Annotated in this window: 23 protein-coding genes; 1 reads left to right on the top strand and 22 read right to left on the bottom strand. The window is 53.4% G+C overall.

The features are described 5' to 3' along the window. Positions 1–4 precede the first annotated feature (4 nt). The 17 genes from rsgA to V8F51_RS04010 all read right to left on the bottom strand — a co-directional run bounded on the left by rsgA (position 5) and on the right by V8F51_RS04010 (position 20,089). Entirely contained in the window at positions 5–991 is a 987-nt protein-coding gene (gene rsgA, locus V8F51_RS04090) for a ribosome small subunit-dependent GTPase A (RefSeq protein ID WP_337098767.1), read from the bottom strand. Then, positions 936–3,062: a Stk1 family PASTA domain-containing Ser/Thr kinase gene (pknB, locus tag V8F51_RS04085; RefSeq protein ID WP_337098766.1), complete on the bottom strand. Its 2,127-nt coding sequence runs from the start codon at positions 3,060–3,062 to the stop codon at positions 936–938. The genes rsgA and pknB overlap by 56 nt, the downstream gene beginning before the upstream one ends. Then, positions 3,059–3,829 (bottom strand): Stp1/IreP family PP2C-type Ser/Thr phosphatase, encoded by a 771-nt coding sequence (locus V8F51_RS04080; RefSeq protein ID WP_337098765.1) that lies wholly within the window; start codon positions 3,827–3,829, stop codon positions 3,059–3,061. Before V8F51_RS04080 ends, pknB begins: the two co-directional genes overlap by 4 nt. Positions 3,830–3,840: 11 nt before the next feature. Continuing rightward, positions 3,841–4,887 (bottom strand): 23S rRNA (adenine(2503)-C(2))-methyltransferase RlmN, encoded by a 1,047-nt coding sequence (gene rlmN / locus V8F51_RS04075; protein WP_337098764.1) that lies wholly within the window; start codon positions 4,885–4,887, stop codon positions 3,841–3,843. A 98-nt stretch (positions 4,888–4,985) separates the two neighbouring features. After that, the gene (gene rsmB / locus V8F51_RS04070) at positions 4,986–6,479 is read right to left on the bottom strand and encodes a 16S rRNA (cytosine(967)-C(5))-methyltransferase RsmB (RefSeq protein WP_337098763.1); all 1,494 of its coding nucleotides are present in this window, start codon (positions 6,477–6,479) and stop codon (positions 4,986–4,988) included. Beyond that, positions 6,476–7,426: a methionyl-tRNA formyltransferase gene (gene fmt, locus V8F51_RS04065; RefSeq protein WP_337098762.1), complete on the bottom strand. Its 951-nt coding sequence runs from the start codon at positions 7,424–7,426 to the stop codon at positions 6,476–6,478. Before fmt ends, rsmB begins: the two co-directional genes overlap by 4 nt. 4 nt (positions 7,427–7,430) lie before the next feature. Continuing rightward, a complete protein-coding gene (def, locus tag V8F51_RS04060) occupies positions 7,431–7,916 on the bottom strand; it encodes a peptide deformylase (RefSeq protein WP_337098761.1) in 486 nt (161 codons plus the stop codon). 82 nt (positions 7,917–7,998) lie between these two features. Further along, complete coding sequence (priA, locus tag V8F51_RS04055) at positions 7,999–10,503, bottom strand: primosomal protein N' (protein ID WP_337098760.1); 2,505 nt, start codon at positions 10,501–10,503, stop codon at positions 7,999–8,001. Beyond that, positions 10,500–11,717 carry a bifunctional phosphopantothenoylcysteine decarboxylase/phosphopantothenate--cysteine ligase CoaBC gene (gene coaBC / locus V8F51_RS04050; protein WP_337098759.1) on the bottom strand — a complete coding sequence of 406 codons (1,218 nt, stop codon included), beginning with the start codon at positions 11,715–11,717 and terminating at the stop codon, positions 10,500–10,502. Before coaBC ends, priA begins: the two co-directional genes overlap by 4 nt. A 14-nt stretch (positions 11,718–11,731) precedes the next feature. Next, entirely contained in the window at positions 11,732–12,259 is a 528-nt protein-coding gene (locus tag V8F51_RS04045) for a YfiT family bacillithiol transferase (RefSeq protein ID WP_337098758.1), read from the bottom strand. Between the two features lie 85 nt (positions 12,260–12,344). Next, on the bottom strand, positions 12,345–12,884 hold the full coding sequence (locus V8F51_RS04040) for an NUDIX hydrolase (protein WP_337098757.1): 540 nt from the start codon (positions 12,882–12,884) through the stop codon (positions 12,345–12,347). A gap of 103 nt (positions 12,885–12,987) precedes the next feature. Then, positions 12,988–13,200, bottom strand: a complete 213-nt coding sequence (rpoZ, locus tag V8F51_RS04035; RefSeq protein WP_337098756.1) for a DNA-directed RNA polymerase subunit omega — start codon at positions 13,198–13,200, stop codon at positions 12,988–12,990. A 16-nt stretch (positions 13,201–13,216) separates the two neighbouring features. Further along, on the bottom strand, positions 13,217–13,828 hold the full coding sequence (gene gmk / locus V8F51_RS04030; RefSeq protein WP_337098755.1) for a guanylate kinase: 612 nt from the start codon (positions 13,826–13,828) through the stop codon (positions 13,217–13,219). A 19-nt stretch (positions 13,829–13,847) separates the two neighbouring features. Next, on the bottom strand, positions 13,848–14,108 hold the full coding sequence (gene remA / locus V8F51_RS04025; protein ID WP_005548256.1) for an extracellular matrix/biofilm regulator RemA: 261 nt from the start codon (positions 14,106–14,108) through the stop codon (positions 13,848–13,850). A 330-nt stretch (positions 14,109–14,438) separates the two neighbouring features. Continuing rightward, positions 14,439–16,328, bottom strand: coding sequence for a bifunctional homocysteine S-methyltransferase/methylenetetrahydrofolate reductase (locus tag V8F51_RS04020; RefSeq protein WP_337098905.1), 1,890 nt, complete (start codon positions 16,326–16,328; stop codon positions 14,439–14,441). Positions 16,329–16,359: 31 nt separating this feature from the next. Beyond that, the gene (gene dapF, locus V8F51_RS04015; RefSeq protein ID WP_337098754.1) at positions 16,360–17,190 is read right to left on the bottom strand and encodes a diaminopimelate epimerase; all 831 of its coding nucleotides are present in this window, start codon (positions 17,188–17,190) and stop codon (positions 16,360–16,362) included. A gap of 118 nt (positions 17,191–17,308) precedes the next feature. Then, on the bottom strand, positions 17,309–20,089 hold the full coding sequence (locus tag V8F51_RS04010; protein WP_337098753.1) for a calcium-translocating P-type ATPase, SERCA-type: 2,781 nt from the start codon (positions 20,087–20,089) through the stop codon (positions 17,309–17,311). Between the two features lie 200 nt (positions 20,090–20,289). Between V8F51_RS04010 and V8F51_RS04005 the strand changes: the two genes are divergently transcribed. After that, on the top strand, positions 20,290–22,026 hold the full coding sequence (locus V8F51_RS04005) for an Rqc2 family fibronectin-binding protein (protein ID WP_337098752.1): 1,737 nt from the start codon (positions 20,290–20,292) through the stop codon (positions 22,024–22,026). A gap of 80 nt (positions 22,027–22,106) precedes the next feature. Here the strand turns inward: V8F51_RS04005 and V8F51_RS04000 are convergent, their stop codons facing one another. The 5 genes from V8F51_RS04000 to V8F51_RS03980 form a co-directional block, all read right to left on the bottom strand. Then, positions 22,107–22,976, bottom strand: a complete 870-nt coding sequence (locus V8F51_RS04000) for a PHP domain-containing protein (protein WP_337098751.1) — start codon at positions 22,974–22,976, stop codon at positions 22,107–22,109. Continuing rightward, positions 22,967–23,878, bottom strand: coding sequence for a selenium metabolism-associated LysR family transcriptional regulator (locus V8F51_RS03995; protein WP_337098750.1), 912 nt, complete (start codon positions 23,876–23,878; stop codon positions 22,967–22,969). The genes V8F51_RS04000 and V8F51_RS03995 overlap by 10 nt, the downstream gene beginning before the upstream one ends. A gap of 134 nt (positions 23,879–24,012) precedes the next feature. After that, a complete protein-coding gene (locus V8F51_RS03990; protein ID WP_337098749.1) occupies positions 24,013–24,450 on the bottom strand; it encodes a hypothetical protein in 438 nt (145 codons plus the stop codon). A 201-nt stretch (positions 24,451–24,651) separates the two neighbouring features. Continuing rightward, positions 24,652–24,915, bottom strand: a complete 264-nt coding sequence (locus tag V8F51_RS03985; protein WP_337098748.1) for a YlbG family protein — start codon at positions 24,913–24,915, stop codon at positions 24,652–24,654. Positions 24,916–24,941: 26 nt separating this feature from the next. After that, positions 24,942–25,433 carry a YlbF family regulator gene (locus V8F51_RS03980; protein WP_337098747.1) on the bottom strand — a complete coding sequence of 164 codons (492 nt, stop codon included), beginning with the start codon at positions 25,431–25,433 and terminating at the stop codon, positions 24,942–24,944. Between the last annotated feature and the right edge of the window lie 40 nt (positions 25,434–25,473).

The raw sequence follows: 25,473 nt of genomic DNA, 5'->3' as shown, positions 1-25,473 counted from the left end.
TGGGTTAGTACCTCCGTTTCTTGTCGTTCAATTCATTCATGAACAATACATAGTTGTCATATCTGCTCCGCTCGATCTCGCCTTTATCAACCGCAGCAAGCACCGCGCAGCCAGGCTCATGCAGATGCGTGCAGCCGCGGAACTTGCAATCGGAAGCAAGATGGCGCATCTCTACGAAGCAGTAGCTTAAATCCTCAATACCCAGTTCAGCAAAGTCCAGCTGGCTGAAGCCCGGCGTATCCGCGACATACCCTCCGCCAATCGCGATCAGCTCAACATGACGTGTCGTATGCTTGCCGCGGCCAAGTCTGTTGCTGATCTCATTTGTCTCGAGCGTAAGTCCAGGTACGATTGCGTTGAGCAGCGACGACTTCCCGACGCCCGATTGACCTGCGAAGACGGCCAAGTGGCCTTTAAGGCGCTCATGCAGCGCTTCTATGCCTTCCCCCTTGCGCGAGCTTGTACCGAACACCTCATAGCCGATAGAACGGTAAATACGGTTAACGGAGGAGGCCGCAAGCTGCGCCTCCTCCGTCTCCATACCGTCGTTTTCGAGATCCTGCTTGCTTAAGCATAGAACGGGCTCGATGCCCGCATGCTCGATATGGACTAGAAATTTATCCAGAAGCTGCAAGTTAAGCGCAGGCTCCGTCACTGAGAACACGAGAATGGCAAGATCGATATTAGAAACCGGAGGCCGAATGAGCTCCGTGCTGCGCGGCATCACTTCCTCAACCGTTCCTTCGCCGTTATCCGTCATGCTGTACAGTACCTCGTCCCCAACAAGCGGGGATATCCCCCGCTTCTTGAATACGCCGCGCGCACGGCATTGGACCGGAGCTGTATCGGAGGATACGCCCTCCGCGCGTACATAATAATATCCGCTAAGCGCTTTGACGATCGTGCCTCTCAGCTTATCTGTACCATTACTATTGTTATTGTTGGTCTTGCTGCTCTTGCTGTTGTTGTTCTTCTTGCTTTGGCTGCTCATTGCCTTCGCCTACCTCCGCTTGGGTCGGCTCCTCGGATGGAGGCGCCTCGTTGCCCGGAATCGTCACGTTCGATGAGGTTGACCCTCCCGCAACTTCATCATACGTAATCGTCATCGTCTCGACGAATTGATTATCGCGGATGATCGTTACTCTCGCTTCGGTATCCGGCGCGACGACAACCGTTACCGCGAATGTCCGCGTGCTGTCAATTTGCCGCGGTTTGTCCCATTCCAAATCTTCGCCGCGCGCGTCGGAGTACATGATTCGTATTTGGCTCGTCTTGCCCGCTTCAGCAGGCGAGATAATGAAATTGAACTTATGCTCCTTCGCATCGGCCGGCGGCCCCGAACTTACAGTAATGTTGATGGTCTCGCCCTTGGCGACCTTCTGATTCGGTTGATACGGATCTTGCTTAATAACATAGCCTTTCTGATGCAGATAGCTTGGCTCATAGAGGATGTCATCATTGTTGAGAACGAGCTCGCTCGCTTTCAACAGGTCCTTCGCCTCATCTAGCGATCGATCGATCAGATTCGGCATCGAAACCTCCTCCTTGCCTTTGCTGACCATGAACGTGATCTCCACTTGCTCCGGATCGAAGTCCGTGCCGGCTTCAGGTGTTTGCTTCAGAATCGTACCCTCGGGTTCTTCGCTGAACACAGGATCGGTCTTAATCTGTCCATCCTCCACACCAAGCGCAACAAGCGCGTCCTTGGCATCCTGAAGCAGCTTGTCAACGTAATTATCCAGTTTCTCCATCTCGGGTCCGTCGCTGACCCACAGCTCGATAAGAGAGCCTTCCTTGACAAACATATTCGCCTTCGACTGCTGGAATACTTGATCCTTCGGAATGTCCTTCTTGAACTCCCGAGTAACCGGATCTTGCACCCTCAGACCAGCCGCTTCGATCTCCGCCTTGGCGACCTCGAATGATTTGTCTACAACATAAGGTACTTTAACCTCTGGAACGTCAAGTCGGCCGAGCAGCGCTATGAAGCCCCAAATAATGAGCGCCAGCACGGCGAGCGTAACGCCAACAATCGTAACCGGCTTCTTCCAGCCCTTCTCTTTGGCTGCCAAGCCCTTCTCGTTCCATTGCACATCCGTATTCGTATTCGCAGCCGCGGATTGCTCCGTCCGATCGCTTCCAGTAACTGGCTTCGACACCTGCATGTCGCGAATCGCGGGCATGACTCTCGTTTCTTCCATATCGCTGTCGCTGTTAAACGTAATTTTCTTTTCTTTCAGCCGATCCGGACGCAAGCATGTATCCAGATCGAGCAGCATTTCGCGAGCCGAGCTATAGCGCTCGCTTTGGTTTTTGCGCATAGCTTTGAGGATGATATTCTCCACGCTTTGCGGAATATGCGGGTTAGCCACGCGCGGCTCCTCAAAGTTGTCCTGAAGATGCTTAAGAGCTACGCTAATCGGGCTTTCCCCTAGAAACGGGAGTCTAGCCGTCAGCATCTGATACAGAACGATACCCAGCGAATAGATATCCGATTTCTCGCCGGTATTGATGCCCTTGGCATGCTCCGGAGAGAAATAGTGGACGGAGCCGATAACCGAACCCGTCTGCGTAATCGTCGACGAAGTTACTGCGCGGGCAATACCGAAATCGGTTACCTTTACACGGCCATTCTTGCCAATCAGTATGTTATGAGGCTTAATATCGCGATGAATAATATGGTTCTGGTGAGCGTGATCGAGCGCATCGCAAATTTGCATGGCAATGCGCACCGCTTCATCAGCTTGCAGCGGCGCTCGCTCTTGAATGACTTCGTTCAGATTATTGCCTTCCACGTATTCCATGACGATGTAATGCGTATCGTCCTCTTGCCCTACATCATAGATGCTTACGACGTTCGGATGGGACAACGCAGCAGCCGATTGCGCCTCGCGGCGAAAACGGCGTATAAACTCTTCGTCGTGCACGAACTGCTGCCGCAGCACTTTAACGGCCACCTTGCGGTTCAGAAGCACGTCATGCGCCTTATATACGAGCGCCATGCCGCCGCCGCCGATTCTAGTCAGTATCTCATAGCGTCCGCCTAGATCATGTCCGATCATCCAACTCGCTCCTCTCGATTCGCGCCAGCCGCATCCTGTAGAAGAACAATCGTAATATTGTCGTCTCCACCTGCATGCAGCGCCAGCGAAATGAGATGCTCCGCCTTCGCGTCCAGCTCCAAATGCTCATTCATTACTGTCTCCAGCATCTGCTGATCGGTAACCATATTCGTGAGACCGTCGCTGCATAGCAGCAATACGTCTCCTTGCAACAAATCAACCGTTTGAATATCAATGTCTACATGGGAATCCGTTCCCACTGCGCGTGTCAGCACGTTGCGGCGCGGATGATGAGCCGCTTCTTCGGCGCTTAGCTGTCCCGACTTGACCAACTCATTGACAAGCGTATGATCGACCGTCAATTGCGTAATGTCACCTTCGGCAATCTTATAGGCCCGGCTGTCGCCGACATAGCCGATGATCGCATTGTCGCTCTTTACAAGCGCCGCTACGATCGTCGTGCCCATATTGGAATATTGCTCGTTACGGGAGGCCAAGTCATAGACAGCCTCATTCGCAGACGAAATCGCCTGACGAATAAGCATCTTGCCCTCCTGCAGCGATAGATCGGGTTTGGCTGCGCCATGCTCGACCGTACTGCGGAAGGCGTCAACCGCCTTCTGACTGGCAACGTCGCCCGCTTTGTGTCCTCCCATGCCGTCGGCCACAATGGCAAGAGTAACTCCGTTATTGAATTGGCTCACCCATGAAAAATCTTCATTAACTTGCCGAACTCGTCCAATATCGCTGCGATTTGCAGTCAACAATCGATCTTCACCTACCTCGCTTGGGACTCCATATGTTTGGCTCTTAATTGGCCGCATGCGGCCGCTATATCATGGCCTTGCTCTCTGCGGATCGTCGCGTTAATCTTATTTCGCTCCAAGATGCGTTGGAATTCGAATATATCCTCGCGCGGTGTACGTACATAATTGCGCTCCGGTACATGGTTGACCGGGATTAGATTGACGTGACACAACATACCTTGAAGCACGTCTGCCAGCTCTTGCGCATGCTCCGGACGATCGTTCACGCCGCCGATCAAAGCGTATTCGAACGTAATCCGGCGTCCAGTCTTCGCAATATAATAATGGCAAGCGGCCATTACGTCCTCGAACGGGAAGCGGCGGTTAACCGGCATCAGCTTCGAGCGAAGCGTATCGTTCGGCGCATGGATCGAGAGCGCCAGATTGATCTGCGTGTTCTCGTCCGCGAACTTGTACATGCTAGGCACGATTCCGCTCGTGGAGACGGTAATATGGCGTTGGCCGATATTAAGCCCCTTCTCATGAATCATATTACGAAGGAACGTCATCGTTGCTTCATAATTCTCGAACGGTTCGCCAGAGCCCATAATAACGATACTGGATACGCGGTCTCCTGTTGCGTCGAGCATCTGCTGCGAGGTAACAACCTGTGCGATAATCTCGCCTGCAGTCAGATTGCGCTTCAGTCCGCCGAGCGTAGATGCGCAGAACGTACAGCCGATACGGCAGCCAACCTGTGTCGTTACACATACGCTGTTGCCGTAATTATGTCTCATAATTACAGTCTCAATTGCATGGTTGTCATGAAGACCGAACAGAAACTTAACGGTGCCGTCCTTCGATTCGAACTTCGTAATCTCCGTCAGCGTCACGAATTGGAATTGATCCTCCAGCTTATCGCGAAGCTGCTTCGGCAAGTTGGTCATATCTTCAAAGCTCTTGACCCGCTTCACGTAGAGCCAGTCAAACAGTTGTCCCGCGCGGAACGCAGGCTCACCGTTTTCCTTCACCCATTCTTGAAGCTGCTCGAGCGTATAGTCATAAATGAACGGTTTCATCTCATCACACCTGTACCTTAAAGTAGAGCGGCTTCGAACTATTGCGAGCCGCCATCGATTTATTTTACCACAAACGCCCATATTCAGCCATAATCGTCCTAAGAGCGCCGAATCATCCTCGCAATGAAAAATCCGTCACTGCCAAAATGATGCGGGAGAAGCTGTGCCTGCCCGTCAAAATCTTCGCCAATTGCGCGCGCCTCTTGCAAGCTGTCTACTATAGCGTCATTCCAGCCGGCCGCATCGAGCTCGAATTCAGGATGACGCTGCAAAAATGCCGCAACCTGTTCCTCGTTCTCTTCCGCCTCCATCGTACACGTACTATAGACGAATACGCCGCCTATGCGTACTAGCTCGCATACCGCATCGAGCAGCCGATGCTGCACCGCTGCAATCTCTGCGACATCTCCCGCTGTCTTCGTCCACCGGATCTCCGGCTTTCTTCGAATGACGCCGAACCCGGAGCAAGGCGCGTCCAGCAGCACCGCATCCATCGACCCGGGTGCGAACCGCTCGTTCAGCTTTGTCGCATCCTCCGTAATCGCTTCAACGTTGCGCAGCTTCAGGCGCTCCGTCTGCGACACGATCAGCTCGCGCTTGTGTTCGTGCAGATCATTCGCCCACACTTTGCCTTTGCCGCCCATAAGCTCCGCAAGATGCGTGCTCTTGCCTCCCGGCGCCGCGCAGCAATCGAGCACCTTCATGCCCGCTTCAGGAGCAACAACTTCCGCGACGAGCATTGAGCTTTCGTCCTGCACCGACCATAATCCGTCACGGAATTCGATCGTATCGGCCAGATTGCCTCCCTTGCCCACGTTAATGCCGGACGGAGCAAGCTTGGACGCTTCAGCGTCGTAACCGCCTTCGCGCAGCAGTTCAAGCGCCGCTTCACGGGTAGACCGAAGCGTATTGACACGTATGCTGGAATGCGGCTGTTCATTGCCTGCCGCACATATGGCTTCCGTCGTCTCTGCGCCGTATGAAACCAGCCACCGTCTAACGAGCCATTCCGGGTACGAATGGCGAAGCGAAAGCTGCACAGCCGGATCATCATGCTTAATATGATCAGGTTTAAGGTCGCTTTTGCCGCGATCCATGCTTCTTAAGACGCCGTTCACCATGCCGGAGATACCCATATGTCCGCGTTTCTTCGCAATCGTAACCGCTTCGTTCACCGCCGCATGCGGCGGAATCCGGTCTAGATAAAGAAGCTGATAAGCGCTCAGGCGAAGCAGCTGATGCACCCAAGGCTGCAGCTTGCGCACACCTTTGGCTACGAACTTGTCGAGCCAATAATCCAGCGTCAGCTGACGCTGGATCGTACCGTAGACAAGCTCGGTAACAAGTCCGGCGTCAGCGCGCTCCAGCCTAGCATCCTGCAGCGTACGATTAAGCTGCAGATTGCTGTATGCGCCTGTCTCGGCTACTTTGACGAGAACATCCATCGCCAATTCACGCGGCGACTTCGCCTTGCGGGATTGTGTCTGCGGGGCCGCTGATGAAGAGACAGCTGCTCCTTGCGGAGCCTTCCGAGGCGAATGTCCGCCGCTTTGCCGTCTGCCTTGCGGGTTGCCGTTCTTTGCACCGGTCATTGCGCACCTCCGTCATCAAAGCTGCTGCCAGCTTCGATGCGGGCTCCCTTCAGCCACTCTGCGGCAGCCATCGCCTTCTTGCCTGCTGGCTGGATGTCTGTAAGCAGCAGCTGACCTTGTCCCGTCTGAACGGTAATTCCCGTATTATCGGTTCGAATAATCGTTCCCGGCGCAGTTCCAGCCTTGTCCCCGTTCACCGCAGACGAGCAAGACCAAACTTTGAACACCTCTCCGCCCAAATAAGTGAAAGCACCCGCCATCGGCGAGAGACCGCGCACTTGATTGTATATCGCTCGAGCTGATTTGCTCCAATCAATACGTTCGTCGTCGCGGCTCAAATTGGGGGCGTAGGTCGCTTCTTCGTTATTTTGCGGTACGGCAACTGCCGTACCGTCCACGATGGAAGGCAGCGTTCTGCCCAACAGCTCTGCTCCTGCAGCGCTTAGCTTTTCGAATAATGTACCCGAAGTGTCATGTTCTTCGATTGCTACCTCTACCGAGCTGATCATATCGCCGGTGTCCAGCCCTTCAGCCATATACATGATCGTAACGCCAGTTTTGTCCTCGCCGTTAATAATCGAACGCTGAATCGGCGCTCCTCCGCGGTATTTCGGAAGCAGCGAGCCATGCACGTTAATGCAGCCAAGACGCGGAACATCAAGCACGGCCTTCGGCAGTATTTGCCCATAAGCCGCCGTAACGATCAGATCAGGCGCCAGTTCGGCAATCGCAGCTGCCGCTTCTGCGCTGCGCATCCTCTCCGGCTGCAGCACAGGCAGTCCAAGCGACAACGCCGCTTCCTTCACAGGCGGCGGCGTAGGCGTTTTTTTGCGGCCCTTCGGCCGGTCTGGCTGTGATACAACAGCAACAACCTCGTAGTTCTGCTCCAGCAGAAGCTTCAAGGAGGGAACGGCAAACTCAGGCGTTCCCATGAATACAATACGCATGAATCTACTCGCCGCCTTTTCTTGGTCTCTCCGAAATGTCGTAAATGCTCTCGGCAAGATCGGTGAACAAAATCCCGTTCAGATGGTCGACCTCATGCTGGAAGGCGCGTGACAAGTAGCCGCTGGCTTCTATGGTAAAGTGCTCGCCGTCTGCGTTTTGCCCTTTCACGACAATACGATCGGCGCGCATAACCTCGCCGTTCAAATTCGGGATGCTTAGGCAGCCCTCAGGTCCAAGCTGTTCGCCCTCTTGCTCGACGATAACCGGGTTAACCATCTCGATCAGACCCGTCTCATCGCCTATGTCTACAACGATAACGCGCTTCGAAATGCCGATCTGCGGCGCGGCAAGGCCAACGCCCTCCGCATCGTACATCGTCTCCGCCATATCCTTGAGCAATTTTTTCAAGTTCGGATTAAACTTCGTTACTTCCTTCGCCTCTTCCCGCAATACAGGATCTGGGTCCTTCACAATTATACGGATACTCATGGTATTCCCTTCCTTTACTCATGTTAATAGTGAGAAAATAACGTCTATATGGTATGGACGTATATCTTGAACATGCTTATGTTTATAAAATAACTTGCGGATCCACATCGACGCTGAATTGCACCTGACGCTGGGGCGGACCGTCGCTAAACGGTGCGAGCGCCTCCTTAATAAGCGCGGAAGCGTCAATGCTACCACGATATTTTATCACACATTGAAAACGGTAGCGATCTTTCATTCTAGATATTGGCGATGCGACCGGTCCAAGCACGTCGAAAGCTCTCGGCAAACCGCTGCTGAGCGGAACGAGAATGCCCTGCTCCTCCGCCAGATCGCGCAGTCGCGAAGCGAATTGTTCGCCTACCGAGGACAGCAGCGTAAGCTGCTCATGCGACATCGTTATGAGGATCAAGCGGCAATAAGGCGGATATCCCATTGCCCCGCGATGGCGCAGCTCCTCCGTTATGAATGCTGCATAATCGTGGTGCTGAGCGGTTGTAACTGCATAGTGCTCAGGTGAATACGTCTGAATGACGACCTCCCCGGGCAAATGATGCCGCCCCGCGCGTCCCGCCACCTGTGTAAGCAACTGGAACGTCCTCTCCGCCGCGCGAAAGTCAGGCAAGTTAAGCGACGTATCGGCCGCGATAACGCCCACTAGTGTAACGTATGGAAAATCCAGCCCTTTGGCTACCATTTGCGTGCCTAGGAGCACATCGGCTTTGCGCTCGCCGAACTGCTTTAGCAGCTTCTCGTGGGCGTTTTTCTCAGTCGTCGTATCCACGTCCATCCGAATAACGCGGATGCCGGGGAACAGCTTGGCAAGCTCCTCCTCGACTCGCTGCGTGCCTGTTCCGAAGTAGCGAATATGCTCGCTCTCGCAAGAAGGACAATTGGCAGGCGCTTGTTCGGCATGTCCGCAATAATGGCAGCGCATGACGCGCGTCTTCTGATGATAGGTAAGAGAAATATCGCAATGCGGACATTGCGCGGTGTACCCGCAGGAGCGGCACATCACGAAGGTCGAATAGCCCCTCCGATTAAGCAGCAGCACCGATTGCTCGCCTTTCTCTAGACGATCGGTTAGCAACTCATGCAGCTTACGGCTGAACATCGAGCGATTGCCTTCGCGAAGCTCCTCGCGCATGTCGATGACCTCAACCGGCGGAAGCGGACGTCCGCCTACTCGTTCTGGCATCGGCAGCAGCGCCGGCTCCCGCCCGCCAGATGCGCCCGATAGCTGCGCCGAACGGTTCGCTGCCGCGAAAGACTCGATCGAAGGCGTAGCCGAACCAAGCACAACGGCTGCGCCATGCTGCCTCGCCCTGCGCACCGCAACGTCGCGCGCGTGGTATTTCGGACTCTCCTCCTGTTTGTAGGAGGATTCATGCTCTTCGTCGATAATGATAAGACCGATCGACTCGAAGGGAGCGAAGATCGCCGACCGCGCGCCGATAGCGACCTGCACTTGGCGGCTGCGGATTTTGCGCCATTCATCGTACCGCTCGCCATTCGACAGCCGGCTGTGCATAACGGCTACCGCATCGCCGAAGCGCCCCTTGAACCGCTCCACCATCTGCGGAGTCAAGGAAATCTCCGGCACAAGCACGATCGCTTGCTTGCCGCGCTCCAAGCAATATTGAATCGATTGCAGGTAGACCTCGGTCTTGCCGCTGCCCGTGACGCCGTGCAGCAGCATCGTATCCGGCTCGCCCGATTGTACCGAGCGAACAATACGCTCGAACACCTCTTGCTGCCCCGGCATGAGCGGCAACGGCTTCGTGCGCTCGAACTCGCGACCGGCATATGGATCGCGCTGCTGCTCAACCTCTTGAAGTACGAGCAACCCTTTGCCCTCCAGTGCCCGAACAGTCGATGCCGAACCTCCGGTTGCCGCGATTAACGCCTGCAGTTGAAGCGGCTTGCCATGACTGAGCATATAAAGCAGCATATCGCGCTGCTTCGCCGCTCTTGCGGGCAACTCCTCTGCTGCGTCCCTAATGGCCGCCTCTCCCGCTGCGCCGAGGGAGACGGTCAACACTTTCTTGATCGATAACCGATCTTTAATAGAGGCATGCTCGATGAGCTCGCCAGCTCGAAGTCCGCTCTTCACTTCCTTCGCATAGTGAGGGAACAGCATGAGCAGCGAATCAAGCTTCGCTGCGCCCCCTTGCGATTTCAGCCAGTCCAACAATTCATCTGGGAGCTCCCGCTCGTCTTCCTCAGAAGCCTCCCCCAGCTCGATTACACGTTCGGCTTTCCCCTTCAAGGCTCCCGGTACCATCGCTTGCAGCGCAGTCGTCCATGAGCAGCAGTATTTATCGCTGAGCCACTTCGCGAGCTCTACTAGATCAGGCAGCAGCGGCGGCATTGGATCAAGCAGCTCAGACACGGCCTTAAGACGCCTCGGATCAATATCAGCCTCAGCCGCAAGTCCAACAACGAAGCCTTGCAGCACGCGTCCGCCGAATGGCACGCCGACTCTGCTGCCGATCTCGATCCACGTCTCCATCTCGAATGGGACCAAATAGTCAAACGGCCGATCCGTCTGGCGGCTCGGCACGTCTACGATCACTTTGGCAATCATGACTTCATTCCCCCGCTGCTGTGCGGCAACCGTTCAGCGACAACCTCTAGAAGCCTGCGGGCGATCGACCGTTTCGATTGCAACGGCAACGATTCCACGAGCCCTCCGGCATCGAACAGCTTAACGATGTTCGTCTCGCCATTGAAGCCCGCTCCGCTTTCGCTCACATCGTTCGCAACGATCAGATCGCAGTTTTTGCGTTGCAGCTTGTCCATTGCATAATGGTCCAGCTGCTCCGTCTCAGCAGCAAAGCCAACAAGAAATTGATGCCGCTTCTTCTCGCCTAACGTCTTCAAAATATCGGTTGTCCTCTCCAGCTCAAGCGTGAGCCGGTCACCGTTTTTCTTAATCTTCTGTCCGCTGACAACGACCGGTCGATAGTCGGCCACAGCCGCCGCCTTCACGACAATATCAGCCTCGTCATAATCCGCAGTAACGGCAGCCAGCATCTGCTCAGCTGATTCTACTCTAACGAGCTTAACTCCCGCAGGCGGGGCGGCAGACGTTCTGCCCGCTATGAGCGTCACGTCCGCGCCCATCAGCAGGGCAGCCTCTGCAATTGCGAAGCCCATCTTGCCGGAGGAATCATTCGTCAAATAACGAACGGGATCGAGTCGCTCCATCGTTCCGCCAGCCGTCACGATGACCCGTTTGCCGGCAAGCAGGCTGCCGCTGGACAGCCAGTCTTCCACTGCCGCAACAATATCTTCCGGCTCGGCAAGACGCCCCTTCGCGACATAACCGCAAGCGAGCTGCCCGGTGCCAGGCTCGACGAACATAACGCCTCGCGAGGCGAGCAGCTCCATATTCGCAACAACGGCCGGATGCTCATACATATGCACATTCATGGCCGGAGCAACAACGATCGGACACGTCGCAGCGAGCAGAGTCGTGCTCAGCATATCGTCTCCATGCCCTCCGGCAAGCTTGGCAATCGCGTTCGCGGTCGCCGGAGCAATAATAATGAGATCAGCATGATCGGCGAGGTCGATATGCGAGACGACAGCCGGGTCGCGCTCATCGAACGTATCGATATATACAGGATTTCGCGACAGCGTTTGCAACGTTAGCGGCGTAATGAACTTCGTCGCGGACTCCGTCATGATAACGCGAACCTTAGCGCCAGCCTGTACAAGCTTGCTGCATAGCGCTGCTCCCTTATAAGCGGCGATTCCGCCGGTAATTCCAAGAATAATAGATTTTCCTCTTAGCATGCTTATGTCTCCTGTCACTGCCCATTCGTCCGTTCTTTCGCTATATTGATATGCGCTACATGATGCTTGCCATGCCAGGCAACGAAACCCAGGAAATAAGCAAGACCGATCTGCTTTCCTTCCCCGGGATGATAAAACTGCTTATCGTAATCGGAGCGCTCCATTGAACGTAGCAGCAGCACCCAGCGCGCATAAATGCCTTCGACGATTGCCAGGCTGATATCCGGTGATGCGTTCAAGCTATCAGCTGTTTCAGCCCACTGCTCTTCGTCGAATGGCTTAATCGTCGGATTTTTCTCCGTCAAGGCAAGCTTGAAGCGGGAGAAAGAGTTCATTGCGGCGTCTGCAAGATGATGCGCGACTTGACGGGCTGTCCAGCCGCCGCTTCGATAAGCGGTATCAAGCCCTTCCTCGGACAATCCGGATAACGCCTCTCTAAGCTGAGCGGGCAATTTTTCCATATCGGAAATCCATTGATCCTTCTGCTTCGTCGTCATACCTTCGTACACATATCTGCCAATCGGGTAACGCAGCTTTTCCATTTGCTTCGCCTCCTGACACCTATTTTCCCTATCATACCATATGCCGATTTAAAATCTAACTGCGCTTTCATCTTTTTTTGGCCGATTACAGACGTCTTTCCGCTTGCCTTAATTGATGCGCCAGCAAGTAAAGTTCGGCGATATCATGTCTGCCGATCTCCTCGAAACGCCGCACGGCTTCATCAATATCTACGACGTCGACGACAGCAATTTGTTCCCCATCCGGTGGGTTCAGCGGCTTGCCGACAAGCTCAACCTCGCCATAGCCGACGAGCCTAATAAAGCTGGGATGCGGAATATGCGGCCGATACGGCTCAGAAGCCGAAGAGCGGCATTTGAAGCAGCCAAACCGCGTATACGACTTCAGCTCGGCTCCAAGCTCCTCTCGCACTTCACGCACAAGCGCATCCTGATAATGCTCACCCGGCTCAAGCGTCCCCCCTGCGAGCTCCCACCGTCCATCCTCAAGCTGAATGACCGCGTAATGCTCACCGACTGTCGGTATGATGCTAATGTTGCTCACAAGCGATTCATCTATCTCCATATCCAGCGTAAAACAATTTTCTACCGCTCCCCACACAATAGGCTGCGATAAAGCTTTATATTGCTCCAAGTCTGTGTACATCCGTTATTTCCCCCTGCCCTCGTCATTACGCGCCTACTCTATGAAAATACAAAGAAGCTGTCCAAAGGTCGATGACCATCGGACAGCCTCCATATTCCGTGCCTTATTGCTCGTCTTTGGTGACGTTGGCTTCCACTATTAAAATATCGTTATAAATTTCTTCAAGCGCTACGCCAACATATTTGCGGGAACGCGGGTTGCGAAGCTCGGATTTCTCACCGTTGCGAAGCATGCGTGCGCGTCTGGAAGCCGCAACGACCAGCGTGTACTTGCTGTCTACCTTCTTAACCATTTCGTCAATGGACGGATATAACATTATTCATTCTCCTCACTCATGCTTTCTCGATAGCCGCTTGCGCTTCCGCCAGGTAAGGCATAACCCTCTCACTGCGGCAATGCTCAGCGACAACAATGCTCTGAATACGATGGCAAGCCGAGTCGATCTGGTCGTTCACGACTGCATAATCATAATGGCGAAGCAGGTTCATCTCTTCCACTGCTACGTTCATCCGATGATTAATCGTATCTTGCGATTCCGTGCCTCGGCCCGTAATGCGCTGCTTCAATTCCTCCATGGAAGGAGGCATTAGGAAAACAAATATCCCTTGCGGGAACTTCTCCTTCACCTTTAGAGCGCCTTGCACTTCAATCTCCAGAATAATGTCCTTGCCGCTCGCAAGCGTGCGTTCGACAAAGTCTCTTGGCGTTCCGTAGTAGTTGCCTACATACTCGGCATGTTCAAGCAACGCGTCGCGCGCGATCATGTCCTGGAACTGCTCTTTCGATTTGAAGAAGTAGTTGACGCCGTCAACCTCTCCCTGTCTCGGCTGCCTCGTAGTAGCTGACACAGAGTAGACGATATCCGGCATCTTGCTCCGAAGAGCCGTACACACCGTTCCTTTGCCGACACCGGCAGGTCCGGATAAAACAATTAGCAATCCCATATTCTTAATACTCCCCGTACTATTCGTCGTTATCGTCATCCTTGGTGGATAACCGGTGTGCAACCGTCTCCGGTTGTACAGCCGATAAAATGACATGGTCGCTGTCCGTAATAATAACGGCACGCGTCCGGCGTCCATATGTCGCATCGATAAGCATATGACGGTCGCGCGCTTCTTGGATGATCCGCTTAATAGGCGCCGATTCCGGGCTTACGATCGAAATAATGCGATTTGCCGATACAATATTGCCAAACCCGATATTAATAAGCTTTATAGCCAACCCAGGTTCCCCCTTCGCCCCCACTAATCCTTATGCTTCTGCCTCTAATAAACTTCTATTATTAATAATGTGAATACGACGAAGTTTGCGTTCTTGCCAAATACCGACAGAACTACTGCACTATTGTTGACGAAAAAACCTCGGAGCATACGTGATACAATTGCTGCCCGCCTCGTGTTGGGGCACAAATTCGTGCTTGTCTGAATTGGAAGGAGCATGGCAACGGTATCCAAACTTTATTATATTCTAATTGATTTTCCGCTTACGAACAAGGGAAAAAGCGAAAAGAGCACAAAATGCTCATATTCGCTCTTCCTTAGGCGACGCTGCTCATTGTTTCTCTGTTTTGCGCCATACATATTCCGTCAATTGAACCGCCATGTCGTAGAACATGAACGGAGTAATCAAGTAAATGCCGTTAAAATGAGGCAAAGCGCAATCAAGCAGCTCCTTTGCGATCTTAACGCCCTCCGCGCGGCCTGCCTCGCCTTCAAGCCCGGCCATCCGTTGCCGCACCTCGTCCGACAATTGAATGCCTGGCACTTCGTTATGCAAATACTCGGCGTTCCGTCCGCTGGCCAGCGGCATAATGCCGATGAATACCGGAACGGACAAGTGTTTGGTCGCTTCCGCAACCTTCACGATCAGATCGCGATCATAAACAGGCTGCGTCATGATGTAGTCAGCGCCGGAAGCAATCTTCCGCTCAAGTCTCTGAACCGCTTTGTCCAAATGCTTGACGTTCGGATTGAACGCTGCGCCGACCACGAACTTCGCCTTCTGCTTCAGCGGCTTGCCGCTGAATGCCGTTCCGTCGTTAAGCTGTTTAATCATTCGAATCATCTCGAACGATGTTAAGTCATACACCGAGCTGGAGTCAGGCAGATCGCCGAAGCGTGCCGGATCGCCCGTTACGGCGAGCACATGGTCGATGTCCAGCGCATCAAGCCCCATCATATGCGACTGCGTGCCGATCAGATTGCGGTCGCGGCAGGCAATATGAACGAGCGGACGGATGCCGACGCGCTCTTGAACGAGCGCGGCCAAGGCGATGTTGCTCATTCGCGTAACCGCAAGCGAGTTGTCCGCCATCGTAACGGCGTCCGCGGACGCCGCTTTAAGCGCCGCCGCGCCGTCCATGAACTTGCGAATGTCGAGATCGCGCGGAGGATCAAGCTCCACGATGACCGTATGCCGCTGCTTAACGAGATCTACGATCGAAGGCTCGCGTTCAACCGCCGACTGATCAGCCGGCTGCTCTTGAGACGCTCCATCGTTAGCGGTTCGCGGTGTGATCGTTTCCGTTTGCGGCGCCGTAGGCGTACGCAACGGGGCAGAGTTTCCGCTCTGCGGCACATAGCCGTCTAACGCCTGTGCGATAGCGGCGATATGTTCCGGCGTCGTACCGCAGCAGCCCCCGATAATACGCGCGCCGCGGTCCGCGAAGCGCAGCGCCGTCTCGGCAAAGTATTGCGGTCCTGCCGAGTACGTATATTTGCCGTCCACATAATCCGGGAAGCCCGCATTCGGGAATACGGACAAAGGAAGTCCGATCGGACCGTCTATCGTATCGATCGCCCGCATTATCCCGTTAGGACCGCTGCGGCAATTAAGGCCAACAACGTCTGCGCCTTCCTGGCGAAGCGTCTCATAAGCATCCTTTAGGCCGATGCCGTCTTGCGTGCGGCCGATATCGTCAACTGCAAACTGACAAATAATCGGCAGCTTCGATACGTTTCTTGCAACCCGCAAAGCAAGCAGCATCTCGTCCAAATCGTAGAACGTCTCGAACAAGAGGCCGTCCACGCCCTCCTCAAGCAAAGCATGGATTTGGCGTTCATAGGATTCGCTTACGATCGCCGTACGCATATTTCTCAGTTTGCCGTCTCGGATCGAGCCGACAGCCCCGACAACATAAGCATCCGTACCGACGGCCGAACGCGCGATTCGGACACCTGCGCGGTTAATCGCTTCCATCTCTGCCTCAAGGCCGTATTTCAACAGCTTCTCGGTATTCGCCGAGAACGTATTCGTCTCAATCACTCTTGCGCCCGCTTCATAATAGCTGCGGTGAACATGTTCAATGACATCAGGTCTTAGCGTATTGAATTCCTCGTAAGAAACGCCAACAGGGAACCCCATCTGATACAGATAGGTTCCCATCGCGCCGTCTCCGGTCAATATGCGCTCTTGCAGAGCTTGTCTCAAATCCGGCTTCATCTTGTCTCTTTCACCCATCCTGCGCGGACGCCTACAGCGTCCCGCGGAATACTTCCGCAGCAGGTCCTGTCATATATACGTGATTGTCCGCTTCATTCCATTCAATCAACAAATCGCCGCCTTTAAGCGATACGGTTGCCTCGCGCTCTGTCGCTCCGTTAAGCACGGACGCTACGACAGTCGCACATGCGCCTGTACCGCAAGCGAGCGTTGGACCTGCGCCGCGCTCCCATACGCGCATATCGGTTTGCGTACGGGAATTAACCGTAACGAATTCCACGTTGATCTTGCGCGGGAACATCGGATGCGTTTCAAGCTTCGGTCCCCATGTATTCAGATCGAAGTTCACCGCATCGTCCACATAGATCACGGCATGCGGATTGCCCATCGATACGGCAGTGAAGCGGAATTCCCGTCCGTCAACCTCGATCGGATGCTCGATAACGCGCTCTGCGTCTACCGTCGTCGGCACTTGCAGACCGTTCAGGATCGGCTCGCCCATATCGACGCGTACGCTTTGTACTTTCGAGTCGCTAACCGTCAGTTGCACTTTTTGCGCGCCTGCGCCCAGAGTCTCGATGGTAATCTCTTCTTTATTCGTAAGACCGTTGTCGTAGACGTACTTCGCGACGCAACGAATCGCATTGCCGCATTGCTCGGCCTCTGACCCGTCCGAGTTAATGATGCGCATACGGAAATCGGCGATATCCGATGGCAAAATATACACAAGACCGTCTGCCCCGATACCGAAAAATCGGTTGCAAAGCTCGACTGCAAGTTCACCCGCGTTGCCCGGAAGCTGCGGCTCGCCTGCGACAACGATAAAGTCATTTCCTAGTCCGTTCATCTTTGTAAAGTTCATCTATTAGCCCTCTCCTTAACCTTACGTATGTCTAATTAGCTATTAATAATGCTATTAGCATACCGTAAAGAAAGGAGAAAGGCTATTCATAATTTGTATCATCATTTGCATTATTCCGTTATCTGGCTGCCGTTTGCGGACGGAATGGCGTCTTCGATTGCGACTTGTTTTTACGCGTGCCCATGACGCTGCCGATACCCATAAGGAAGGTAGGAATGCCTGCTGCGACGAAGACGAGACACCATTCGCGGAAGCCAAGCGGTACCGTCTTGAAGATCGGCTGCAACGCATCGATATAAAGCACGCCTAACATAAGGATGAGCGATGAGAGCACAGCCAGCACCAAATATTTGTTTTGCAGCGGGTTGCGGTGGAAAATCGAGCGCGAGCTCCGGCAATCGAATACGTGAATGAGCTGAGCCATAACGAGAGTGGCGAATGCGACGGTCTGCGCCTTCATCAAGTGGTCGGCGCTTCCCGGCGCCTCCTTGAGCGTAATCCAGAACGCGCCTAGCGTACAGACGCCAATCAGAATGCCCCTGCTTATGATCTTCCAGCCTAACCTGCGAGCAAATATGCTTTCCTTGGACGTTCTCGGCTTATGCTGCATCAGATCCTTCTCTGCCTGATCGACGCCAAGCGCCATGGCAGGCAGGCCGTCGGTTACAAGGTTGACCCACAAGATTTGGATCGGTACGAGCGGCAGCGGCAGACCCGCCATCATCGCAAGGAACATAACGAGTATTTCGCCGACGTTGGATGCGAGCAAGTAACGAATAAACTTTCTAATGTTCTCATAGATGCCCCTGCCCTCTTCAATAGCAGCTACGATTGTGGAGAAGTTGTCATCGCTCAGCACGAGCGCCGATGCTTCCTTCGATACGTCCGTGCCCGTTATGCCCATCGCAATGCCGATGTCGGCCGCCTTGATTGCAGGAGCGTCGTTCACTCCGTCGCCGGTCATCGCCACGACATGGCCCTGACGCTGCAGCGACTTAATAATACGCAGCTTATGCTCAGGCGATACTCGCGCATAGACGTACGTGTTATCGACGAGTCGATCAAGCTGATCGTCAGTCATCGCTTCAAGCTGCTTGCCGCTCATTGCGATACCACCGCGCGGCATAATGCCAAGCTGCCCGGCGATAGCTTCCGCCGTCAATTGGTGATCGCCTGTAATCATAACCGTCTTAATGCCTGCGCGGCGGCAAGTCGCAATCGCGTCCTTCACCTCGCGGCGAGGCGGATCGATCATGCCCGTCAAACCGACGAATACGAGCTGGCTCTCGACATCATGCTCCGAATCGCACTTATCGGTCGTTCGCAGATCACGATATGCGAAGCCTAATACGCGAAGCGCCGACTGCGCCATCACTTCCCCCGCATCCGCGCACTTGCGCTTCAGCGTCTGCGTGAACGGCACGACCTTGCCGTCCCACAGTACGTAGCTGCACAGCTCCATCAGCATATCCGGCGCGCCTTTCGTGCATACGAGCCTGCCCCCCTGATGAGATACAACGACAGACATTCGTTTTCGATCGGAATCGAACGGAAACTCCTGCTCCCTTTTATAGAGCATTTCCAACGATTTCGCCGATGAGCCGAGCTTCGCGGCAAGAACGGAGAGCGCTCCTTCTGTCGGATCGCCCTTCAGAACCCATTCCTCCTGCGGCTCCTTGCTCTTGCGGCGCTTCGTCTCCTCCGCCTCAACCTTCACAATCTGCGCATTATTGCATAACGCGCCAACTTGCAGCAGCCGCTTGACCGACTGATCATGCTTCACATCAAGCGCCTTGCCGTCCTCGTATATGCTGCCGACAGGCTCATAGCCTTCGCCGCTCACTTCGAGCCGGCGGCCTCCAAGCCATACATGCGTAACCGTCATTTTATTTTGCGTCAGCGTTCCCGTCTTATCGGAACAGATGACCGAGGCGCAGCCGAGCGTCTCAACGGAAGGCAGCTTGCGAACGATCGCTTTTCGCTTTATCATCCGCTGCACGCCGAGAGCAAGCGCAATCGTCACGATGGCCGGCAGTCCTTCAGGAATAGCCGCGACTGCCAGACTTACGCCTGCAAGGAACATGCCGTAAGGCGGTTGTCCGTGCAGAATGCCCGCAACGACGACCATAATCGTAAGCCCTATGGCGACGATGATAAGCAGCTTCCCAAGCTGCTCCAGCCGATGCTGCAGCGGCGTCTCCATCGACTCCGTCTGCTGGATCAAATCCGCGATTTTGCCCATTTCAGTGTTCATGCCTGTTCGTACGACAACGCCTTTGGCCGTGCCTCTCGTCAACATCGTTCCCATGAAGCCGATATTACGCTGGTCGCCAAGCGGCAGCTCATCATCATCGATCGCGCCGGCATGCTTGCCCACCGGAACCGATTCTCCGGTAAGCGCCGACTCCTCCGCATAACAACTGTTTGCTTCGATCAACCGCAGGTCGGCCGGAATACGGTCCCCGCTCTCCAGACTGACGATATCGCCGACGACAAGCTCCTTAGCAGGTATGGTAACCCATTCGCCGCCGCGCATCGCCTTGGCTGCCGGGGCAGATAACTCCTTAAGCGCGCGCAGCGAACGTTCCGCCCGAAATTCCTGCACAAATCCCAGCACCGCATTAATGACAATAATGGCGATAATCGTAATAGCATCCAAGTACTCGCCGAGCAGCCCCGATATAAGCGTTGCGCCCATTAAAACAAGCACCATAAAGTCTTTGAATTGATTTAGAAATAGAATAATCGGAGAAACGCGTTTTCCCTCAGACAGCTCATTGCGCCCGTTCTCCTCCAGCCTTTGCGCCGCTTCGGACGCGGTCAGCCCCTTCTCAGGGGAGATGGACAGCATGTCGACAAGCTCACTTGTCCCCATTTGATGCCAATTCTTTTGTTCCATGGTATAACTCCCTCCCATATTGTACCCGCTACCCGCTGCAAGCGAAGCAGCGTAATGGCCGACGCCGGCCCTTCGGACAGCCTCTCTAGGGTAAATGTATTCGGACATCCTGGAAATTATCCCAAAAGGGACTTAAGTTTTTGGCTTAACTATGGCATGATAGGAGAAGACTTACGCGAAGGAAGAGAGGAATAACAGCTATGGCTTTAGACGGCATTGTCACCAGAGCAATAACCCATGACCTGCAGCGCTGCATAGGAGCGCGTATACATAAGATCCATCAACCAACCGAGCATGAGCTTGTGCTCAGCATCAGAGGCGCGGGCGTGCAAGGCAAGCTGCTGCTGTCGGCCAATCCGACATACCCTAGGGTACACTGGACGACTTCAAGCTACTTGAATCCAATGGAAGCGCCGATGTTCTGCATGCTGCTCCGCAAATATTGTGAATCCGGCATCATAGAGGGCATTCGCCAAATCGACAACGAGCGTGTCATTCATATCGATGTGAAGCATCGGGACGAGCTCGGCGACATTTCAGTCAAGACGATTATTATCGAAATAATGGGCCGTCATAGCAATATCATTTTAGTGGACCCCGCCACACAAACGATTCATGACGGCATTCATCATGTCACGCCATCGATCAGCAGCTATCGGATCGTCATGCCGGGCAGCAACTATACGCCGCCGCCTGACCAAAGCAAGACAAATCCGTTCGTCATTGATAGCGAGGAACAATTCCGAGAAGCGTACGAACATACAACGGAAGGCTCGGCTGCAGGCAAACGGCTTGTTGAAGCATTCAGCGGACTAAGCCCGCTTATCGCCAAGGAAATCGCTTATCGCGCTGGATCAGACGCTGAGGACACGGGGGCAATATGGCGCAGCTTTGAATCGTTTATAGGTGAGATGAGATCGCACCGATACTTCCCCGTCATTAAGACCGATGAAACGAGCGGCAAAATGTTTTTCTCCGTTACCGAACTAACTCATATTAACGGTGATGAGGCCTCCTATCCCTCCGTTAGCGAATGCCTGCAGGCGTTCTTTGGAGACAAGGCGCAGCGCGATACTGTCAAGCAACGCGCAGCCGATCTGATTCGTTTCGTACAGAATGAGAAAGCGAAGAACATCTCGAAGATCACGAAGCTGGAAGATACGCTCGTAGAAGCGAAGGATGCTGAGAAATATAGAGTGCTCGGCGAACTGCTGACCGCTTATATGCATCAGATGAAGCGGGGCGATACGACAATCGAGCTTGTCAACTTCTATGACGAAGAGCAAGCCGTCGTTACGATCGAGCTTGATCCGCAGCTCACCCCTTCAGACAATGCCCAGCGCTACTTCAGACGTTATACAAAACATAAGAACAGTCTCACGATCGTCGCCGAGCAGATGGAGATCGCCCGGAAGGAGATCGAATACTTCGAATCGCTGCTCCAGCAGCTCGATAATGCGGCTATTACCGACATTGAAGAAATACGCGATGAGCTCGTAGAGCAAGGTTATATGAAGGAACGCGGTCGGCGAGGCCCTAAGAAGAAAAAATCGCTTAAGCCTACGCTGCTGCGCTACACCTCTTCTGAAGGCGTAGAAGTATACGTTGGCAAAAACAACACGCAAAACGAATTTTTAACGAATCGTCTAGCCTCTCCGTCCGACACCTGGCTGCATACCAAAGATATTCCTGGCTCCCACGTCGTCATTCGGGGCGGAGACTTCGGCAATGCGACGCTTGAGGAAGCGGCAATGCTTGCTGCGCATTATAGCCAAGCGCGAGACTCGAGCTTGATTCCAGTCGACTACACGTTCATCCGTCATGTCCGCAAGCCGAATGGCGCTAAGCCGGGCTTTGTCATTTACGATAATCAGAAGACGCTGTTTATTACGCCGGATGAAGGACGGATCAAGAGCTTGGTATCCGTAAGCAGCTAACCTTCCACCATCATCGCAAAAAAAATCACGGACTTGTTCTACTGAACAAGCTGCCGTGATTTTTTTGCGTTATGGATCCTTCACAAGTTCGGTCGACGCAAATATGCAATCGTGCCTGCATCTACCGTACGGCTGCCGACCGCGCCATGGAACACTTTCCCTTGCCGAGAGCCGTGAAAGTCCGAGCCACCTGTAACGATCAGGCTATATTGAGCCGCCATCGCAGCATACCGAGACTCTTCTACCTCGCTATGATCATAATGAAATACTTCGATTCCGTTCACGCCGTGCTTCACAATAGCGTCGACAAGCTCATCGTCCCCATACAAACCTGGATGTGCAATAACACTCGTTCCGCCAGCTTCGCGTATCCAATCGACCGCATCGAAAGGCGTAGGCCGCGGTGGATTGACATAAGCGGCAGCGCCGCTCCCCAAATACTTATCGAACGCCTCGCTTATCGAAGAGACGGCGCCTAGGCGAAGGAGCACCTCCGCAATATGCGGCCGTCCAATGCTGAATGCCTTTGCGGAGGCCTCGCTTGAAGCCTGTTTGGAACGCTCTGCTTCACGCACATCGTCCATCGTAATGTCTACACCGAGTTCATTCAACCGATTAACGATCATATCATTCCTGCGATTACGGACATCTCTTAAGCTCTCCAGCCTCGCGAGCCACTTTGCATCTGATCCATTCGTGAAGTAGCCGAGAATATGAATATCGTTGCCGCTTGCGACGGTGCTTACTTCTACGCCCGGCACGACAGTTATGCCGAGACGCTCGCCTTCGGCTATCGCTTCGTCTACTCCCGCCACTGTATCATGATCAGTTATCGCAATAGCAGCCAGTCCAGCTGACTTAGCGAACTGAACAATTTCCGTTGGCGAATGCAAGCCGTCCGATGCCGTCGTATGTGTATGAAGATCAGCTAGCCCGTCTTTTATAACCATTGCTGCAAGTCCCTCTCTCTCAGAAACGTCAAAAATGTAACCGCTGAGATCGGCAGCAGCGCCGATTTCAAATAGATCGAATAAAATTGCCGCTGGAAGTTGGCATCAGGAACTTTTATCATCCGAATAAGTCCAAGCGCTACCTCGTGCTTGACTGACGACGCAGAGAGGAACGAGATGCCGAGACCCGCTTCCACCGCCGACTTCACTGCACCTGTGCTCCCCAGCTCCATTACGATCTTCATGCTTGCCGGATCGATCTTTTTCCGCTTCAATTGCTCTTCCATGACAATTCTCGTGCCTGATCCCTGCTCCCGCAAGACGAACGCATATTCCATGACCTCCTCAAGCGCTACCGATTCTCGATCCGCAAGCGGATGATCTTTCGAGACGATAAGCCGCAGCTCGTCGCTCATCACCGCTTCCATATGCATATCGGGATGATTGACAGGCGCTTCGATTAGGCCGAAATTTAATTGATGATTCAGAATATCTTCCATTATTTGAGAGGTATTCATGACCTTCATGCTGATTGCTATATGCGGATATTCTTGACCGAACGGCCCTAGCAGCCTCGGCAATATATACTCTCCGATCGTTAAGCTTGAGCCTAACTGCAGTCTTCCTTTCAACTGCTTCGTGAAGGCTGACATCGCCTGATCGGTATCTCGTATCAAATCAATGCTGCGCTGCGCGTAAGGCATAAGCGCTCGGCCCGCCTCGGTCAGATCAATTCGCTTGGTCGAACGCTGCAGCAGCTTCGTCCCGAAGTAATCCTCAAGCGACTGCACCTGCATCGTCACGGCCGGCTGGGTCATATGCAGCGCCTGTGCCGCTGCCGAGAAGCTGCCCCTCTCCGCAACCGTAAAGAAAATATGCAATTGATGAAAATTAAGCGCCATTGGTAAGTCATCCTTCCTTTGTATTCCCGTTATTATACTACAAAGCGTTTGCATAGTCGTATCGTTCATGCAAAAAAAGCATGCAATCCATAAAAGATCGCATGCCTACGGGCTGTACATCTATGTTGTTGCCATTACTTGCGCTTTCTGCTGTTCTTCACTAAAGTCATGCGGCGCGAATGGCGCAGCCATGAGTAATAGGACTTAAGGTCACGTAGCTCGATTGTCTCCGACATGCGTCCTAGAAACGTCACAACAATCATCTTCTGCAGCGGGCGGCCCGTAATATCGGTTTCTGTAAAGGAATCTGCGAATTCGGCCACAAATACTAAATCGTCGTCAATCAAATAAACGTCCTGCTCGTTGCGGTAGTACGGCTCGATCCGTCCGTTCTTAAGACATTCCCACAAATACTCGGCAATATCTTCAAATCCGGTCTTCTCACTCTCAATACGGTCGATCCAGCGGCTTTTGGCGTGATTCGTAATTACGATATCAGCTACTTTTTTATCGCCAAGACCGACATAAAACGACTCATATGTATTCCATCTTCTCGTCATTTTATCCTTCATTACGCAACCTACTCCTCCTAACGAACCAGGGCTTTTTTACTATGAATTTAATTCCATTCTAACACGCTCGTCCGATTTTTCAACATTAAATTAAAGACGATACATATATGTAATTATATGTAAATCTACCCTAACAAAAAAGAACGCGTCTAGCAACTTTAAGATGCTAGACGCGTTCTATTCTACTTATGCCTCATCCGCTTACAGGCTATAAGATCTTGTCTTATCTTCGCTATCCTTGCTGTATTCCGTCTTGATCTCATTGCGGTAGGAGCGTTCGATCTTGCGGACATAAGGCAATCTATCCATCTGGCGCACCGCTTCTTCTGCACGGTCGGCATTCATGTACATCACAACGTAATGCATCTTGCGCGACATATAATGAACCGTTCCGAAGCGCTCCAGCGACCTTGCCGCCTTCAAATCACTTACCCATACGATATAACCTGTTCTCTCCGGCAGCATCGCTCGCTTACCTCCTGCTTCATATATTAACCGCAGCCGCCGCTTCCGCAACTGCAAGAGCCGCCGCTTCCGCAGCCGCCGCCAGACGCTTTCTCGTTGCTAGGCACTTTGATATTCTCAGATACCGATTCGGCAATCATACGCGACACTTCATACAGCATTTCGTCGACTGCCTGCTCGGCAAGCTTGAAATTGCGTACGCTCTCAATATCGCCTAAGCTCCGCTCGATCAACTTTACTTTGTCCTTAGCGGCATTATAGTCCGGATGGAATCTTCCGAAGCGCTCGCATTCCTCGAACAGCTCCTTCGCTTTCGCGAACTGCCTGGACATTTGCTTCACTTGCTCATCGGCATTCACAGCCGACTTCCAATATAAATATTCGGCAACTTCCACCGATTCATTGATCCAATCACCTAATTCGTAGGCACAAAGCAGCAGCGACGCCATATCGAGCGAAGACACGCCGCTTTCGGGCTGCTCATACAGAGTCTCCTGCACCCCTTCGACAGTTGGCATTCGTCCACCTCTTTTCCACTTGCTTACTTCTACACTATCA

The sequence above is a fragment of the Paenibacillus sp. YIM B09110 genome (assembly GCF_037167145.1).
Taxonomy (GTDB): Bacteria; Bacillota; Bacilli; order Paenibacillales; family Paenibacillaceae; genus Pristimantibacillus.
This window is presented reverse-complemented; position numbering and strand designations above follow the sequence as displayed.